This is a genomic window from Vibrio methylphosphonaticus (genome assembly GCF_023634655.1).
In the GTDB taxonomy this organism is placed as follows: domain Bacteria; phylum Pseudomonadota; class Gammaproteobacteria; order Enterobacterales; family Vibrionaceae; genus Vibrio; species Vibrio methylphosphonaticus.
Map to the genome: position 1 here is coordinate 144,623 of NZ_JAMKMS010000007.1, position 16,057 is coordinate 160,679.

At 44.1% G+C, this 16,057-nt stretch carries 17 protein-coding genes; 9 read left to right on the plus strand and 8 right to left on the minus strand.

Annotation, left to right across the window (positions count from 1 at the left end; all coding sequences use genetic code 11):
* Positions 1-220 precede the first annotated feature (220 nt).
* Positions 221-691 (minus strand): transcriptional regulator ArgR, encoded by a 471-nt coding sequence (gene argR / locus M9196_RS10335; RefSeq protein WP_250617464.1) that lies wholly within the window; start codon positions 689-691, stop codon positions 221-223.
* Between the two features lie 336 nt (positions 692-1,027).
* Between argR and mdh the strand changes: the two genes are divergently transcribed.
* Positions 1,028-1,963 (plus strand): malate dehydrogenase, encoded by a 936-nt coding sequence (gene mdh / locus M9196_RS10340; protein ID WP_250617465.1) that lies wholly within the window; start codon positions 1,028-1,030, stop codon positions 1,961-1,963.
* A gap of 117 nt (positions 1,964-2,080) precedes the next feature.
* Positions 2,081-2,272 carry a hypothetical protein gene (locus tag M9196_RS10345; RefSeq protein ID WP_250617466.1) on the plus strand — a complete coding sequence of 64 codons (192 nt, stop codon included), beginning with the start codon at positions 2,081-2,083 and terminating at the stop codon, positions 2,270-2,272.
* Between the two features lie 89 nt (positions 2,273-2,361).
* On the opposite strand, the gene ispB is transcribed toward M9196_RS10345, so the two are convergent.
* Positions 2,362-3,333, minus strand: coding sequence for an octaprenyl diphosphate synthase (gene ispB, locus M9196_RS10350; RefSeq protein WP_250617467.1), 972 nt, complete (start codon positions 3,331-3,333; stop codon positions 2,362-2,364).
* 273 nt (positions 3,334-3,606) lie between these two features.
* Here ispB and rplU point away from each other — a divergent pair, with 273 nt between their 5' ends.
* The 7 genes from rplU to folA all read left to right on the plus strand — a co-directional run bounded on the left by rplU (position 3,607) and on the right by folA (position 8,856).
* A complete protein-coding gene (rplU, locus tag M9196_RS10355; RefSeq protein WP_005437376.1) occupies positions 3,607-3,918 on the plus strand; it encodes a 50S ribosomal protein L21 in 312 nt (103 codons plus the stop codon).
* A gap of 20 nt (positions 3,919-3,938) precedes the next feature.
* Entirely contained in the window at positions 3,939-4,193 is a 255-nt protein-coding gene (rpmA, locus tag M9196_RS10360; protein WP_250617468.1) for a 50S ribosomal protein L27, read from the plus strand.
* 289 nt (positions 4,194-4,482) lie between these two features.
* Positions 4,483-5,655: an Obg family GTPase CgtA gene (gene cgtA, locus M9196_RS10365; RefSeq protein WP_250617469.1), complete on the plus strand. Its 1,173-nt coding sequence runs from the start codon at positions 4,483-4,485 to the stop codon at positions 5,653-5,655.
* A 189-nt stretch (positions 5,656-5,844) separates the two neighbouring features.
* Positions 5,845-6,900 (plus strand): FUSC family protein, encoded by a 1,056-nt coding sequence (locus M9196_RS10370; RefSeq protein ID WP_250617470.1) that lies wholly within the window; start codon positions 5,845-5,847, stop codon positions 6,898-6,900.
* Between the two features lie 106 nt (positions 6,901-7,006).
* Positions 7,007-7,774: a threonine/serine exporter family protein gene (locus M9196_RS10375; RefSeq protein WP_250617471.1), complete on the plus strand. Its 768-nt coding sequence runs from the start codon at positions 7,007-7,009 to the stop codon at positions 7,772-7,774.
* A 44-nt stretch (positions 7,775-7,818) separates the two neighbouring features.
* Positions 7,819-8,253 carry a threonine/serine exporter family protein gene (locus M9196_RS10380; RefSeq protein WP_250617560.1) on the plus strand — a complete coding sequence of 145 codons (435 nt, stop codon included), beginning with the start codon at positions 7,819-7,821 and terminating at the stop codon, positions 8,251-8,253.
* Positions 8,254-8,373: 120 nt separating this feature from the next.
* Positions 8,374-8,856, plus strand: coding sequence for a type 3 dihydrofolate reductase (gene folA / locus M9196_RS10385; RefSeq protein ID WP_250617472.1), 483 nt, complete (start codon positions 8,374-8,376; stop codon positions 8,854-8,856).
* Positions 8,857-9,022: 166 nt separating this feature from the next.
* On the opposite strand, the gene M9196_RS10390 is transcribed toward folA, so the two are convergent.
* The 6 genes from M9196_RS10390 to lptD all read right to left on the minus strand — a co-directional run bounded on the left by M9196_RS10390 (position 9,023) and on the right by lptD (position 15,964).
* Entirely contained in the window at positions 9,023-9,826 is an 804-nt protein-coding gene (locus tag M9196_RS10390) for a symmetrical bis(5'-nucleosyl)-tetraphosphatase (RefSeq protein ID WP_250617473.1), read from the minus strand.
* A 114-nt stretch (positions 9,827-9,940) separates the two neighbouring features.
* Positions 9,941-10,321 (minus strand): Co2+/Mg2+ efflux protein ApaG, encoded by a 381-nt coding sequence (gene apaG, locus M9196_RS10395; RefSeq protein ID WP_250617474.1) that lies wholly within the window; start codon positions 10,319-10,321, stop codon positions 9,941-9,943.
* A gap of 53 nt (positions 10,322-10,374) precedes the next feature.
* Positions 10,375-11,184 carry a 16S rRNA (adenine(1518)-N(6)/adenine(1519)-N(6))-dimethyltransferase RsmA gene (gene rsmA / locus M9196_RS10400; RefSeq protein ID WP_250617475.1) on the minus strand — a complete coding sequence of 270 codons (810 nt, stop codon included), beginning with the start codon at positions 11,182-11,184 and terminating at the stop codon, positions 10,375-10,377.
* The gene (gene pdxA, locus M9196_RS10405; protein WP_250617476.1) at positions 11,181-12,173 is read right to left on the minus strand and encodes a 4-hydroxythreonine-4-phosphate dehydrogenase PdxA; all 993 of its coding nucleotides are present in this window, start codon (positions 12,171-12,173) and stop codon (positions 11,181-11,183) included. The genes rsmA and pdxA overlap by 4 nt, the downstream gene beginning before the upstream one ends.
* 70 nt (positions 12,174-12,243) lie before the next feature.
* The gene (surA, locus tag M9196_RS10410; protein ID WP_250617477.1) at positions 12,244-13,548 is read right to left on the minus strand and encodes a peptidylprolyl isomerase SurA; all 1,305 of its coding nucleotides are present in this window, start codon (positions 13,546-13,548) and stop codon (positions 12,244-12,246) included.
* A gap of 94 nt (positions 13,549-13,642) precedes the next feature.
* Positions 13,643-15,964, minus strand: coding sequence for an LPS assembly protein LptD (gene lptD, locus M9196_RS10415; RefSeq protein WP_250617478.1), 2,322 nt, complete (start codon positions 15,962-15,964; stop codon positions 13,643-13,645).
* Positions 15,965-16,057: the final 93 nt, after the last annotated feature.

Genomic DNA, 16,057 nt, shown 5'->3' on the forward strand with positions numbered 1-16,057 from the left:
ATACCAAATAAATTGGAAGAAAATTATCATATTGTTAATGAATATAGGTGATTTATCTGTGCTAGAAGGTTGTGGTGGAGTTTGATGTTGGGGTTATAAATAAATTAAAACAATAAGTTAGATGTATTTTAGGGTGGTTATTTTTGATTATTTAAGATGTGATGTGTATCACGAAACATCATGTATCGTGATACATTATTCTGAATGTTACTGTTTGAAATCAGCCTGCATACTCAAATAAATCGCAAACGGATTCAAAGAGATGCTCAGTGGTGATGTTCAATGTGGGCGTGATGAAAATAGTATCGTCACCGGCGACAACACCAAGAATACCTTCAGCTTTACCAAGTGAATCAAGCAGTCTCGCTATGAGCTGCGCCGCGCCTGGACCGGTATGAATGACAACGATAGCGTTGTTGTGATCGATATCGAGAACGAGCTCGCGTAGTGAACTAGAAACGGTGGGTACCCCGAGTTCTGCGGGTAAGCAATAGACCATTTCCATTTTGGCATTTCGTGTTCTCACTGCGCCGAACTTTGTTAACATGCGTGACACTTTTGATTGGTTGATGTTTTCAAACCCTTCAATTTTTAGTGCATCAACTATCTCGCCTTGTGAGCCAAAGCGTTCTTCTTTTAGTAGTGCTTTAAAAGCGCGAACGAGATTGTCTTGTTTATCATTATTGCGCATAAACGCCTCTTAAATTGGTCCGACTTGCAGTGATCCGCCTATTGTTGCACAGAACCGGTTTGTTGACCAAATAATCCATAGTTTATGTCGACAATATCACTATTATTTATAACGAGATAAAGTGCTATAACTCAATAAAAACCAAAGGAAAAAGAAGGTTATTATTCCCTGCCTATCATGGTAATTTAGTAGCACGTATTTGGTGAGGTGCGCGACCTCGCAAAGCTGAGGTTAATTGATTGTAATCGATTAGTGAATATTATAGATTTTCTCTAACTGATGAAAAATTACCCTATAAAACTATTAATAAGAGAATCCCTCTCAAGGAGAACGCCCATGAAAGTAGCTGTCATTGGTGCCGCAGGTGGCATCGGTCAAGCTTTAGCCCTTCTATTGAAAAACCGCCTTCCTGCTGGTTCAGATTTAGCCCTTTACGACATAGCACCAGTCACACCGGGCGTTGCTGCTGATTTAAGTCACATACCAACTCCTGTATCGATCAAGGGTTATGCTGGTGAAGATCCAACGCCAGCACTTGAAGGTGCAGACGTTGTATTGATTTCTGCTGGTGTGGCTCGTAAGCCTGGAATGGATCGTTCGGATCTGTTTAATGTGAATGCTGGTATCGTCAAGTCTTTGGCTGAACGTATTGCCGCTGTGTGTCCAGATGCGTGCATCGGGATTATCACTAACCCAGTTAACACAACGGTCCCTATTGCCGCTGAAGTGCTGAAAAAAGCAGGCGTTTACAATAAGCGTAAGCTCTTTGGTATCACGACATTGGATGTTATCCGCTCTGAAACATTTGTTGCGGGCTTAAAAGATAAAGATCCTGGCGACGTTCGCGTACCTGTTATTGGTGGTCACTCTGGCGTGACGATTCTTCCTTTACTATCTCAAGTAGAAGGTGTGGAATTCACTCCAGAAGAAGTGGAAGCGTTGACCAAACGTATTCAAAATGCTGGTACTGAAGTCGTAGAAGCTAAAGCAGGCGGTGGTTCAGCAACCTTGTCTATGGGACAGGCGGCTTGTCGATTCGGCCTAGCGCTAGTGAAGGGCCTACAAGGTGAAGATAACGTGATTGAGTGCGCTTACGTTGAAGGTGAAGGTGAGCATGCCCCATTCTTTGCACAGCCAGTGAAGTTGGGTAAAGATGGCGCGGAAGCCATCCTAAGCTACGGCGAATTGAGCGATTACGAAAAAGCAGCACTTGACGGTATGCTTGAAACGTTGAATAAAGATATTGAACTTGGTATCGAATTCGCAAAATAAGCATTCTTGCTAAAGAAAGCATGACTAATACAAAACCGATCTTTTAAAGATCGGTTTTTTTGATCTATACCCTATTTATGTCGGTATATAGAAGTGCGATCAAAAAAAGGAAGAGTCATGGATATTAAAGACGTTAGCCAAGGTATGTGGGTAGAGTCACAGCATGGGGTAGGGAAGATTCTGGTGGTAGATAAAGTGTCGGGTTCAGTACTCGTTGCGCCGTCAGACAGTGAACTGCAGTGGGCACTGTCAGTTGATGAGATTGACGAAAACCTACAACTTCATAACGGCTGTGACCAATATTACTAACTAAACCTCAGAGAGTTGAAAAAGCTAGACCATAAGGGAATGAAACATTTGCTCATGGTCTAGCTTTTTTATTTAAGTCAGGAGAAGCATTATGCGCTGCGTTTTACCGCCATATAGGCTAAAGCGACAAGTGCGTCTTTATAAACACTCTCAGGAAGCACGGTAAGCTCAGCAATCGCTTTGTCAGCTTCTTTATACGCTTGGTCTTCAGTGTAGGTTAGCGAGCCCACTCGTTGCATGGTCGCGAGGATAGCGTCGATTTTATCGATTCCGTTTGATTTCTCGATGGCTTCTCGAATCATCGCGGTTTCTTCTGGTTCACCGTGTTGCATGGCGTGAATCAGTGGTAGTGTTGGTTTACCTTCTGCAAGGTCATCGCCCACATTTTTACCCATGTCATCACCCGATGACGTGTAATCCATCACGTCGTCGATAAGTTGGAATGCAGTGCCTAGGTATTTACCATAGTTTTGCAGCGCCGCTTCGACTTCTGGTGAAGCGTCGTTAAGGATGGCGCCAACTTGGGTGGCGGCTTCAAAAAGGCGTGCGGTTTTTGAATAAATGACCTGCATATAGCTGGCTTCGGTGGTGTTAGGATCATTACAGTTGATTAACTGTTGCACTTCACCTTCGGCTATAACGTTTACCGCATCACTCATCAATTCTAGAATGCGTAGTGAGCCCAACCCGGTCATCATTTGGAATGAGCGAGTGTAGATGTAATCACCAACTAAGACGCTCGCCGCATTGCCAAAGGCAGCGTTCGCTGTTGCCTTACCACGACGCATATCGGATTCATCAACAACGTCATCATGAAGTAGAGTCGCCGTGTGAATAAACTCGATAAAGGCTGCCGCCGTGGTATGAGCTTTTCCATCATAGCCCAAGGCTTTTGCTGACAATATAGCCAAAAGTGGTCTGATGCGTTTTCCACCACTGTTGACAATGTAGAAGCCCAATTGATTAATAAGGCTGACCTCAGAGTTCAATTGTGCCTGAATCGTTTCGTTCACTTTTACCATGTCACTAGCTGTTAGTGATTGGATAGCTTTAAAATCCATTACGTACCCGGTTGAGCATAGAGCCTATAAGGCTTAGTCGATCATTATAATTTGGTGAATAATACACTAAAAAACGTTGATTAATACATGCTTAAAAGGCATTATTGCCGCACTTTTCTTTGGCGATTAGCTTTTCGCCAAAATTTTTAAAATATGGCTTGTCATAGGTTAACGGTTCGCGTAGAATCTGCGCCCTATTGATGATTAGTTTAGCGCACACCCTCATTGTTCAAATAACAATCAAAAGGCTGTGCGGAAAAAGCGGAGTAAAATATGTACGCTGTTTTCCAATCTGGTGGCAAACAACACCGAGTAAGCGAAGGTCAAACCCTTCGTTTAGAGAAATTAGACGTTGAAACTGGCGCAACTGTAGAATTTGATAAAGTTCTTCTTGTTGCTAACGGCGAAGAGATCCAAGTTGGCGCTCCTCTAGTAGAGGGCGGCAAAGTAGTTGCTGAAGTAGTACAACACGGTCGTGGCGATAAAGTTAAAATCGTTAAGTTCCGTCGTCGTAAGCACTCACGTAAGCAACAAGGTCACCGTCAGTGGTTCACAGAAGTGAAAATCACTGGTATCAACGCTTAATCGATTAGGAGAGTTTAACAATGGCACACAAAAAAGCTGGTGGTTCTACTCGTAACGGCCGCGATTCAGAAAGCAAACGCCTAGGTGTTAAGCGTTTTGGTGGTGAAGCTGTTCTTGCAGGTAACATCATCGTTCGTCAACGTGGTACTAAGTTCCACGCTGGCACAAACGTTGGCATCGGTAAAGACCACACTCTTTTCGCTCTTACTGAAGGTAAAGTGAAATTTGAAGTTAAAGGTCCTAAAAACCGTAAGTTTGTAAGCATCGAAGGTTAATAATTGGCCTAGTGCTCAATTATTAAGTTAGCTTTCTAGCTGAATTCAAAAGCCCTGCCGATTCGGCAGGGTTTTTTATTTATAAGCAGTCGATAGAGACGAAGTTCTACTTACTCAAATTCGGATAGGTTAAGTGGGGAATCGTCTCTGTCATCTGCTAAAATGTAGTGATAATTGTTTTAGCCTAGAGTGTGGGTCTATTTGTAGTTCGTTGACGTAGTATTGAGTCGCGCAGAATGACACATCAAATATCTAGGATATACACGCGAAGAAGTAGTCGGAGTAAGAGATGAAGTTCGTAGATGAAGCGGTAGTAAAAGTCCAAGCTGGTGACGGCGGTAGCGGCGTTGTGAGTTTTTGGCGTGAAAAATTTGTGGCTAAAGGTGGCCCTGACGGTGGCGATGGCGGCGATGGCGGCGACATTTATATCGAAGCTGATGAAAACCTTAACACATTGATTGATTACCGTTTTCAGCGTTTCTATGATGCAGAACGTGGTCAAAATGGCCGTGGCGGAAACTGTACAGGTAAACGCGGTAAAGACAAAGTGATGAAAGTGCCGGTAGGTACTCGCGCGGTTGATATCCATACCAATGAAATCGTTGCTGAAGTTGCTGAGCATGGCAAAAAAGTCATGGTGGCAAAAGGGGGTTGGCATGGTCTTGGCAACACTCGTTTCAAATCTTCAGTTAACCGTGCACCACGTCAAAAGACACTGGGTACTAAAGGCGAATTACGCGAGCTAAGACTTGAGCTTTTGTTGCTGGCTGATGTGGGTATGCTAGGTCTACCTAACGCAGGTAAATCGACGTTTATTCGTGCAGTCTCAGCTGCCAAGCCTAAAGTGGCAGATTACCCATTTACGACGCTTATTCCAAGCTTAGGTATGGTGAGTGTTGTTCCAGAGAAAAGCTTTGTTGTTGCCGATATTCCTGGTCTTATTGAAGGTGCAGCAGATGGCGCAGGTCTAGGTATCCGTTTCTTGAAACACCTAGAGCGCTGCCGAGTGCTACTGCATGTGATTGATATTATGCCTATCGATCAGTCTAGCCCTATTGAAAACGCGCTCACCATTATTGACGAACTTGAGCAGTACAGTGAAAAACTGGCTGGTAAGCCTCGTTGGTTAGTGTTCAATAAGGTTGATCTAATGTCCGAAGAAGAAGCGGACGAGATCATTCAAGAAGTGATTGATGCGCTCGGTTGGGAAGACGACCACTTTAAGATTTCAGCAGTGAACAAGCAAGGCACGAAAGAGCTATGTTACAAGCTGGCTGACTTTATGGAGACATTACCTCGAGCTCAGGAAGAAATTTCTGAAGAAGAGAAAGTTGACTTCATGTGGGATGACTACCACAAAGATGCGATTGCTGGTAAAGATGTCGTGACCGAAGACGGTGATGATTTCGATGACTGGGACGACGAAGAAGATGATGGACATGTCATCTACGTTCGTGACTAACTCTCGCTGATCTTTGCTTCGCACTTAAAGTGTGTTAGCAGTGAAACATGAAAAAAGCCGCAATGTAATGTTGCGGCTTTTTTATGTCATGAGCATTGGAGTTAGGGGTATTATCAGGCAAACTCAATGGCGAGGATCATGCTAGTCATTCATAACTAAAACTCGCCATTAATAAGGAATACGGAATCAATGGATTTGAACCGTAAAATATCAACAGCAGATGCGTTTATCTTTAAATACTATCGCGTAGTACACGGGATTCGTATTTCAGCGGCGTTCGTTATTACACTCATCGCAACGACCTATCTAGACTTACCAGAAAGTACTTGGATTCTCATTACATTAGTGGTGGTCATTGGCCCCATATCTTACCTTGGTAATGTTTTGCCTCGAGCTTGGCATCGGACCTTAGGTACATTAATCGGTGCTGTATCAGGTGTGCTTGCAATATATTTAGGCCAATGGTCGCTGGGACTTATGTATCTTTGGTGCGGTATTGTGATGTTCCTAAGTGCTTACTTTGCGTTAGGAAAACGGCCTTACGTAGGCTTACTGGTTGGCATCACGTTGGCTGTCACAATAGGGGCGAGTAACCATGATATTGAGGTTGCACTATGGCGAGGCTTAGATGTCACGTTGGGCTGTGCATTGGCTGTATTCTTTTGTTTTATTTACCCTCAACGTGCATTCATACATTGGCGTATGAGACTCGGTGCTGCATTGAATAGCTTTTCGACGATCTATCAGCTTTCCTCTTCCCCAAACGTGATAGAAAAGCCCAATATTGAGCGTTATCAAACGCATCTAATGAAAGAAATGGTGACACTACGAAGCTTGATCTCTCCATCAGTTAAGGAGTCTAAACTGAATGCTCAATTATTCGAGGCTACTCAAGTCTATCTTAGAAATATGGTCTATTCCTTTGAACTATTGCATACGTCTTACTGGAGTGACCGCAACAGTCATTTAAACATGCTTTGGTCAAAGGAGCTTAGCCAATGTCAGAAAGTAATACACTCTGAAATTAAATCCTTGTCCAATCTTGCGATCACGGGGGAACTGGTTTCCGACTTTTCAGGTCATGATCTTCAAAAACTAATGAATGAACTTAAGCAAAGTATGCCGACGATTGCGGGAGATGAGATGAGCATTCACGGTTATTTGTGGCTGAATATAAAATTGATGGAAGATCTGGTGAGTTTAAGGCGACTGATTATTTACGCCTTGAACTTGTCACAGGAATAATAAAGTCGATGATAGTAATGATCAATTTTGGCTAAAATTCACATATTACTTACTTAAATCACTTTAAAATAGTCCTCTTATCTTCTATCAATAATGTGAAATTGGAATGGACTCTAAGCAACGTGCGGTATCACGTTTAATTGCTCAATCGGGACAAATGTTATTAGCACATGGTGCGGAAAGTACTCTAGTAGGTCATATCACTTACCGTATTGGTATTGCGGCGGGTATGGATGAGGTTGAAGTATCATTGTCGGCAAGCTCAATAGTGGTCACAACCGTCTATCAAGAGCATTGTGTAACGACGGTGAGAAGAAGCCCCGATAAGGGCTTGAATATGCGAGTGGTAACCCAAGTACAACGGATATGTATCATGATGGAGAAAGGTATTCTCGATTATGATCTTGCGCAGAAAAAACTGAATGCTATTAGTCCTGAACGCTACAACCGTTGGGTTGTCGTTGTGATGATAGGCCTTTCGTGTGCGGCGTTTTGTCGCTTAGCGGGTGGTGATTGGTCAGCATTTATGATGACATTTTTAGCGTCCTCCGTTGGAATGATAGTCAGACAAGAGATTGGGCACCGGCATTTCAATCCATTATTGAATTTTTCAGCGACGGCTTTTATTACCACGTTAATCTCGGCACAAGCGGTGTTGCATGATATTGGAGAGCATCCTCAATTGGTGATGGCATCTTCTGTTCTTATGTTGGTACCAGGCTTTCCCTTAATTAATGCGGTGGCTGACATGCTCAAGGGATATATAAATATGGGGATTGCTCGCTTTGTTATGGCGAGCTTACTTACTCTCGCTACCTGCCTTGGTATAATCGGTGCGATGAGTGTAACGAATGTCTTAGGGTGGGTTCAGTAGTGGATCTTATTGAATTCAACCTGATTATCGCACTGCTCAATGATATGTTTTTCGCAGCGATACCCGCAGTGGGGTTTGCGTTGGTGTTTAACGTTCCCCAAGGTGCTTTAGCGTATTGTGCGATTGGCGGTGCAATTGGTCATGGCGGTCGTTTCCTCATGATGCACTATGGGATGCCGATAGAATGGGCAACGTTTTTTGCGGCGACAATAGTAGGGTGCATTGGGGTTCACTGGTCACATAGATTTTTGGCGCATCCTAAAGTATTCACGGTCGCGGCGATGATTCCTATGATACCAGGCGTATTCGCTTTTAAGGCCATGATCGCTATGGTGGAGATCAATCATCTCGGTTTTACCCCTGAATTACTCGCGACTCTGATGGAGAATTTTTTAAAGGCGATGTTTATTATCGCCGGGCTTGCTATTGGCTTAGCGATACCGGGGCTGCTATTCTACCGTCGTCGCTCAGTAGTGTGATTACCAGGCGTTTGACTGAGGGTCATTGAGCGGATTATGGCTCACAAGTCTGTACTTTACTTGCTGCTCGCTTCACTACGGTTTTATTTCAGGTTTATAGCTCAATAGGATAATGCAACAATGATCATCAGTATGATAGCGGCCATGGCGAGTAATCGCATTATTGGCAAAGATAATCAAATGCCTTGGCACCTTCCTGCCGATTTTATGTGGTTCAAAAAATGCACCATGGGGAAACCTGTGATTATGGGAAGAAAAACCTATGATTCTATTGGACGTGCTTTGCCGGGAAGACGAAATATAGTTGTGACTAGGGATGAGACGCTGACCATTAATGGTGTTGATACAGTAACATCATTAGATGCCGCGTTGGCGTTAGTGCATGATGAGGCGGAAGTGATGATCATTGGTGGCGGGGCGTTTTACCAACATTGCTTACCAATGGCAAATAAGCTCTACTTGACGTTCATCGAGGCTAAGATAGATGGAGACACGCAGTTTCCTGAATGGGGAAGCGAGTGGCTTGAAACCTATCGTGAGGCGTTTACTGCTGATGAGAAAAACCAATACGATATGAACTTTGTTGTGCTTGAGAACCCGTAGAGCCGATTGTCTAAAGATGAACCCATAGGTTGGTAGAAATGCTGACTCCAACCTGTGGAATAACGCCTTCCGCTCAATGTTCGATAAGAAAATTCTTCGATAAGAAAATTGTGCGATAAGAAAATATCGTCGATCACCAATCTTTTAAGCCTGAGCGCTTTGAGTCCTACAGCGCGGCTTGAGAAAACAATGTTTTATCTTCCCAGCGAATCATAGTCAGCGTTCCTCCCCACACGCAGCCGGTATCTAACCCGATTACTTCATGACTCATATATCCACCTAATGCTGCCCAATGGCCAAATAAAACGGTTTTTTGCAACTGGATTCTTTGTGGAACTTGGAACCAAGGGAGTAACTGGCCGTCTTTTATTTCCTCAGGAGGCACCTTACATGCCATGTCGAGGCGCCCATCAGGGAAACAAAATCTCATTCGTGTGAACGCGTTGATTGTGTAGCGCCAACGGTCTATCCCGCTTAAGTCCGTGTGCCATTTGTCTGGCTGATTGCTGTACATATTAGTAATCAGCTGCTGCCAACGGTTTGAGGATAACTCTGCCTCTACCTCACGCGCACATGCGCTTGCCGTAGAGAGTGACCAGTCCGGAGAAATACCGGCGTGACAGACAACAAATTCATCATGCTCGAGAAGTAATGGCTGTTGGCGAAGCCATTCTAACAATTCAATACGATCGTCTGCTTCAAGGATAGGCAATGTTTTATCTTTCGCTTTGACTCGATGTACACCCAAAGAGACGGCCAGCAGATGAAGATCATGATTGCCTAGACAGATCTTTGCCGCCTCTCCCAGTCCCTTAAGAAAACGAAGGGTCTCTAAAGATTTATTACCTCTAGCAACGAGATCGCCTGCGACCCAGAGCGTATCAACACTGGCATCAAACTCGACAGATTTGAGCAATTGGGTCAGCTCATCAAAGCAGCCCTGAATGTCGCCGATAATATAGTTGGCCAAATTGTACCTATAACGTTAGGAAGTCAATAAGTGTAGTGTTAGTGGAGTCGTAATTGTTACTGCATGCCACACTATATGACGTGTGAGGTGAATTTATACGACTATCGAATGATATCAATTGAGTATATTTGGTACGGCAAGACGAAATGGTTCAATGTCTGCTTTGAATTCTAATCCCTTTCCATCAAGCATGACGTAGTGACCTTGCATGACTCCAACCGGAGTTTCTATTGCCGTACCGCTACTATAAGTGTATTCGTCATTGCCCTCAATCACCGGTTGTTGCCCAACGACACCTTCACCTTCAATACTCATTTGTTTACCATTTGCATCGGTAATTAACCAACGGCGACTAAGCAATTGGATCGTTTCTTTACTGAGGTTTTTAATGGTAATGATGTAGGCAAAGACAAAGCGTTGATTATCAGGATCAGATTGTTCTGCAATGTATTTAGTATGTACTTGGCATTTAACACAAGGGGAAGAAGTGTCCATGTCTCTATCCTTTGCTTAAAAAAAAGCCCAGCACAATGTGCTAGGCTAGGGGATTAATTCGTATGATTGTCTTCAAGCCAGTTCGCCATCGCAACAAATTGCTGAAGCGTTAGGTTCTCTGGTCGCATGCTTGGGTTGACCCCCAATTCTTCTAAAGTCTCTATAGACAATAGAGAGCGATAGCAGTTTCGTACGGTCTTACGACGCTGATTAAAGCCTTCACGACATACTCGCTCTAGCCACTTAATGTTTTTTGCTGGGTGAGGGAGTACCTCATACGGCATTAGACGAACGACGGCAGAATCGACCTTAGGCGGTGGAATAAATGCCGTCGGTGGGACTTCTAGAACGGGAACAATCTTGCAGTAGTACTGTGCCATGACGGTTAATCGGCCATAGGCTTTACTACCAGGGCCTGCTGCGAGACGGTTGACGACTTCTTTTTGTAGCATGAAGTGCATGTCTTGAATATCTTTATGAAATTCAAAAAGATGAAACATCAACGGTGTTGAAATATTGTAAGGCAGATTACCAAATATTCGCAGTTTGTTGTTTGGCTTCACTAATTGATTGAAGTCGAAGCGCATCGCATCGCCTTCGTGAATCGTGAGTTTATCAGCAAGGTCTGGGTGATTACGTAGTCGTGCAGCCAAATCTCGGTCGAGCTCAATCACTGTGAATTTATCGACTTCTTTGCCGACAGGCTCTGTAATCGCGCCAAGGCCTGGACCAATCTCAACGAGGTTTTGACCTGGTCGTGGATTGATAGACGATACGATACCATCGATGATGTACGGATCGTTAAGGAAGTTTTGACCAAAACGCTTTTTCGCTTTGTGCCCTAAGTGGACATCATTTTTCATTGTCTGCTCTCTACTAAATCTATCGCGTATGCTAATGCTGTCTCAAAGCTGCCAAAATCTGCCAGGCCAGTGCCTGCAAGATCTAAAGCAGTGCCATGATCAACCGATGTCCTTATAAAGGGTAGACCAAGTGTGATATTTACTGAACGACCAAAGCCTTTGTATTTTAATACAGGAAGAACTTGGTCGTGATACATACCTAAAACAGCGTCTGCATCGCGCAGGTATTTGTCATTAAAAATCGTATCGGCAGGTAGTGGGCCGATAAGGTTATAACCTTTTTCCCTGCGAAGGGTTTCTAGTGTTGGCGTAATCGTATCGATTTCTTCAGAACCTAGGACCCCATCTTCTCCTGCATGGGGGTTTAGCCCACATACATAAATGGTTGGATGATCAATGCCAAATTTACTGACGAGGTCGTGGTGCAGGATCTCTACGATACTTGCGACACGTTCTTTGGTTATTGCGGCAGAGACGGCTGTCAAAGGCAAATGGGTCGTCACCAACGCAGTACGGAGGCCTTCGGTAGCCAGCATCATTACGACAAGTGGTGTATTTGACACCTCAGCAAAGAACTCAGTATGACCGCTAAAGCTGACGCCAGCACGGTTGATCACCCCTTTATGCACAGGGCCGGTGACAATAGCATCAAATTCCCCATTCATACAGCCCTTTGCTGCTTTTTCTAGCGTATTTAATACGTACTGACCATTAGACTCATCAAGCTGTCCAGCTTGCACTGGTGTGCTCAAAGGTTCATGAAGGATAATTAGCGTCCCAGCTTGGTGTATATCTTGAGATGCACTGTCGTAATCAATAAGCGTCAATGGTGTGCCAAGTTGTTTTGCTCGTTCGGCAATCAGTGACTTGTCGGCGCAGACAACGATTTGGTACGGCCATTCTCGTTGCGATAATGCGACGACTAAATCGGGTCCAATACCAGCAGGTTCTCCAGCAGTGATTAGAATTCGTTTTGTTTTGCGTAACATAGAATCTTCTCGTTCCGTTGGTTGTTAAGTTACTTGATTACTTAATCAGCGACTTGATTACTTCGCTACTTTAGTTGCTGGTATTGTCAGTATCTTCGTCTTCGATCATTTCAACGAATGCACTAGCGCGGATTTCTTGCATCCATGCCGAGGCCTCTTCATTAAACTTGCGATTGAACAAAATACGATACGCCCGGTTTTGCATTGCTGAACCTGTCTTATCAACATCACGTCGGTCTAACACTTCAACGATGTGCCAGCCATGAACGGTTTTAAATGGGGCACTAATTTGACCAACCGGCAACGTTTCTACCTGATGTTTAAACTCTGGAACATATAACTCTGGCGTTTGGTAACCAAGCTCTCCACCTTGAGCAGCAGAGCCTGGGTCCGCACTGTATTGTTCGGCGAGCTCTGCGAAGGTGGCGTCACCCGATTGAATTTTCTGAATGTAGCTGTTGAGCGCACGCTTCACGCCTTCATCACTCAAGATAACAGTAGGCTTAACGAGGATATGACGCGCATTCACTTCAGTAACAGAGACGGTTTCTAACCCTTTTACATCATCAATTTTTAGGATATGGAATCCGACACCGCTGCGGAAAGGACCGATAATGCTTCCCTTAGTCTGCATTTTTATTTGGTCTGCAAAAATCGTAGGCATTTCTTCTTTTCTCATCCAGCCCCAATCACCACCTTCTAAGGCTTTTGGCCCTTTAGAATACGTGTAAGCCATTGTTGAGAAGTCTTCGCCATCATTGAGTTTGGCAACGATGTCTTTTGCTTGTTTCTCAACGTCACTTTTATCCTCGCCTTCTTTAAAGCGCAATTGAATGTGGCTAATTTTATAGGTGACGGTGGCATTACTTTCTTGAGCGAGTAACTCAGCTAGGTTATCAACCTCTGCGGGTAGGATGTTAATACGCTGTCTAACCATGGCATTTCGAGCTTCACTCGCGGCGATTTCGTCTCGGATTTGTTCACGAAATGCGCCCCATCCTAAGCCTTCTTCAGTAACGGTTTGACGGAGTTCAGCGACGGTTTGCTGATTGTTGCTCGCGATGTCTTTCAGCGTATCTTCAAGTCGATTATCATCAATACGAACGCCGATTCTTTCCGCTTCTTGTAGTTGCAGCTTTTCTAGAATTAACTTGTCAAAAATTTGTTCTTGAATGATATCTTGTGATGGCAATTCTTGATTGTTCTTTTTTGCGTTGGCGAATAGTGTCTTAGTCGCAGCGTCAATATCGCTTTGTAAAATAACACCATCGTTAACTACGATACGTACTCTATCTAGTTCAACCGGTGCTGCAAACGCATGCAGCGCGACGGTCGCGCATAATAGGGTAGAGAGAATTTTGCTAATAAATTTCATCGATATTCCTAGTGTAAACTTGTCCAACTAAGAGTTGGACAAGCGTATAAAGTTCCTAACATGACCTCTTTCCGTGAGGCGTGTCATCAGGGAATTAATTATTCAGTATAAAAGGTCGGCCATATTTAAGGGCGTTACCGTTTGGTGGCTCAGGTGCTTTTGAGCTGCCACCCAATCCAGTAATACCAAAGCTAAAGCGAACATTATCTTCAAAGTTTGCCGCGCCGATTCCTACAATGCCTGACTCCCAGCTTCTTAATTGACGGCTGTAATCAAGACCGAGATACCAACAATCAGAGTGGTATTCGAGCTTTGCCAGCCATTCTACTGAGACTTTTTCAGTCATGTCATAGTAATACTGCCCGGTAGCGAGCCAGCGTTGGTTTATTTGATATCCGCCCATAAACCCGACTTGATTGATGCCGTTTCTTGTCAGTTTATCAAGCTCATCCGTGGTATAGCTATTAACACTCTCGATATATTCTTTGGTGACATAACGATAGTTCGCTTGAATAAAGTCATCTTGGATACGGTATTCAATTGCACTATTGGCGAGAGATATGGCCGAAGAGTCGATATCGTATTGAACCCCTCCATGATAGGAAATACGGTCATTATAGATAAAGTCGGTTTCTACCGCCCAAGATGAGTAGTTTGAATTAGCATCATCATTAGAGGTGTTTGGGTTTTTATTAGCCACGTCTAGGTAGTAAATTTGACCAAATGAGATAGCAAGACGTTCTTTTTGTCCATCATCATAAAAACGCGACGTTGCACCGTAGCTGATCTGATTGGCTGCTGCAATCTTATCGACCCCACTGTATCGGCGGCTACGGAACAGGCCGTAGTAATCGGTTTGAAGCAAAGTGGTATCGTAGTTGTAGATATTGCTTTGATCAACCTCAGGTACATACAGGTACTGAATTTGTGGTTCTAGGGTTTGTGTATAGCCTTTTACAAAGGCCGTATCACGTTCGAGCACCACGCCCGCGTGAGTTCTAAATTCAGGAAGTGACCGAGTGACTGTTTCGTCTAAGTCCGCGACAATACTAGGGTCACGACCTTCTAGATCTTGTTGATAATGAGTCAGCATGTAACGCGCTTCGGTGGTCCATGTACCCCAGGTGTTTGATAAAGGCAGTGTGAAGCCAGGCTCCACATGCACACGTGTCGCAGACGGTTTGTCTTCATCGTCTGTCTCAAACCTAGAAATATGGCTCACCATGTCAAAGTTGACGGTGCTATAAATGTCGGGACGATAGTAGTTAAATTCAAATTGAGGCATCAACTGGTAAGGCTTAGTGTCGTCAACCAGGATTTGGAAATCTTGCACGGTGAGCGCCGCATCCCAATACTTGTCACGGTAACCGAGACTACCTTTTTGAGATAGCTGACCTTCAGAGCGACTACCGACACTGGAGTCTAAGTCTTGGAAGTAGTCGTTGTCACTAACTTGGGAGTAATCAAGGTCTAGCTTCCAATGCTCACCAAAACGACTGTTATTTTTATACTGAACAGCCCAACGATCGCCGTATTCTGGGTATTTGTCATCGTTCGCTAAATACTCGGCATCGAGTGTTCCATTACTGGTTCCGGTGAGGTAACGAAGGTTACCTTTTAGTTGGAGTCCACGAGTCTGCATATAGTGGAACGTAGTCAGTAGGTCGTAGTTGGGTGCTAGATTCCAATAGACCGGAACCTGTAACTCAAGACCGTTTTTTGACCCCAAAGACAGCGACGGAAAAAGAACACCCGTTTTTCGCTTGTTACTCGTCGGCATGCTCATATAGGGCATGTAAAAAATGGGTACGTCTTTGACTTCGACTCGGCTGCCATACAGCTTTGCCACTTCGTTTTCTTGATCAACTTTTATGTCGTCTGCCAGAAATCGCCAAGAGTTATCATCTTCAGGGCAAGTCGTAATCGAACCATCTTCGATTTGATACATAGACTTACCAGTCTTAGAGACATAAACGGCGTCACCACGACCGCCCCCACATAGCATTTTATAGCTGGTGTTCTCTGCGGTAATTTCATCTTTATTGAGATTATTGGTGATTTTGTCTGAAACGGTTTTTAGCTGGCCATCATCTAAGGTCACGTTGCCTTCAGCGACAACAACGTTCTCATCTTGGTGCAGTGTCACTTGATCTGCGGTGATGATTTTATTGCCTTGAGTGACAACCACATCGCCTTTATAGGTCGCACGTTGGCCATTGATCGCCTCTAATGAGTCGGCTTCAATATTGATTGGCTCTTGATTGGAGTCAGAACTTTGTGCAGTATCAACAGAGCACTGGTCTGTTGGAGGCATACTTTGCCCATTATTTTTCGATGTATCTTCGGCGTGTGCGTAAGACGCGAGCAGCGCAGCAGCGACAGAAGCTGCTAGATATGAGCGTGAATAACGTGACATCGAGTTGTACTATCCTGTTTAACTTGATTCATTCTATTGAATTCGATTGATATTGAATCGTATATAAGACGGTTCCTATCATAAAGGAAATTG

Excerpts from the sequence above, each read along its gene's own strand:
- argR (WP_250617464.1), bottom strand. The coding sequence starts at position 691 with ATGCGCAATAATGATAAACAAGACAATCTCGTTCGCGCTTTTAAAGCA.
- mdh (WP_250617465.1), top strand. The coding sequence starts at position 1,028 with ATGAAAGTAGCTGTCATTGGTGCCGCAGGTGGCATCGGTCAAGCTTTA.
- M9196_RS10345 (WP_250617466.1), top strand. The coding sequence starts at position 2,081 with ATGGATATTAAAGACGTTAGCCAAGGTATGTGGGTAGAGTCACAGCAT.
- ispB (WP_250617467.1), bottom strand. The coding sequence starts at position 3,333 with ATGGATTTTAAAGCTATCCAATCACTAACAGCTAGTGACATGGTAAAA.
- rplU (WP_005437376.1), top strand. The coding sequence starts at position 3,607 with ATGTACGCTGTTTTCCAATCTGGTGGCAAACAACACCGAGTAAGCGAA.
- rpmA (WP_250617468.1), top strand. The coding sequence starts at position 3,939 with ATGGCACACAAAAAAGCTGGTGGTTCTACTCGTAACGGCCGCGATTCA.
- cgtA (WP_250617469.1), top strand. The coding sequence starts at position 4,483 with ATGAAGTTCGTAGATGAAGCGGTAGTAAAAGTCCAAGCTGGTGACGGC.
- M9196_RS10370 (WP_250617470.1), top strand. The coding sequence starts at position 5,845 with ATGGATTTGAACCGTAAAATATCAACAGCAGATGCGTTTATCTTTAAA.
- M9196_RS10375 (WP_250617471.1), top strand. The coding sequence starts at position 7,007 with ATGGACTCTAAGCAACGTGCGGTATCACGTTTAATTGCTCAATCGGGA.
- M9196_RS10380 (WP_250617560.1), top strand. The coding sequence starts at position 7,819 with ATGTTTTTCGCAGCGATACCCGCAGTGGGGTTTGCGTTGGTGTTTAAC.
- folA (WP_250617472.1), top strand. The coding sequence starts at position 8,374 with ATGATCATCAGTATGATAGCGGCCATGGCGAGTAATCGCATTATTGGC.
- apaG (WP_250617474.1), bottom strand. The coding sequence starts at position 10,321 with ATGGACACTTCTTCCCCTTGTGTTAAATGCCAAGTACATACTAAATAC.
- rsmA (WP_250617475.1), bottom strand. The coding sequence starts at position 11,184 with ATGAAAAATGATGTCCACTTAGGGCACAAAGCGAAAAAGCGTTTTGGT.
- pdxA (WP_250617476.1), bottom strand. The coding sequence starts at position 12,173 with ATGTTACGCAAAACAAAACGAATTCTAATCACTGCTGGAGAACCTGCT.
- surA (WP_250617477.1), bottom strand. The coding sequence starts at position 13,548 with ATGAAATTTATTAGCAAAATTCTCTCTACCCTATTATGCGCGACCGTC.
- lptD (WP_250617478.1), bottom strand. The coding sequence starts at position 15,964 with ATGTCACGTTATTCACGCTCATATCTAGCAGCTTCTGTCGCTGCTGCG.